Source organism: Cohnella sp. GbtcB17, assembly GCF_019091135.1.
In the GTDB taxonomy this organism is placed as follows: Bacteria; Bacillota; Bacilli; order Paenibacillales; family Paenibacillaceae; genus Cohnella.
Genome location: NZ_JAGXJW010000435.1, coordinates 1 through 240, shown reverse-complemented (window position 1 = coordinate 240; position 240 = coordinate 1). Strand labels below are relative to the sequence as shown.

Below are 240 nucleotides of genomic sequence, written 5' to 3'. Positions count from 1 at the left end.
CTTTTTCGTCGCAATGTGCCCCCGGTCTGCGGAGGCGCGCATGACCACCGCCACATCGGCAACGCCGGGCACATTATACATGATCCTGGTCGCGACGTTGTGGGAGACGACTGCGCCGTCCCTGACGACGACCATCCATTCGCTGCCCGGCGACGACGCGACGCTGCGGTTCAGCGCACCAATGGCCGCCTCTTCGTTCACATTGATAACGATCGCCCCGTCGCGCGGCATGAGGTTGGA

Annotated in this window: 1 protein-coding gene; it reads right to left on the bottom strand. The window is 63.8% G+C overall.

Annotation, left to right across the window (positions count from 1 at the left end):
- The coding region (locus KVT38_RS34135; protein WP_217598132.1) for a hypothetical protein at positions 1-240 on the bottom strand (240 nt) is incomplete at both ends.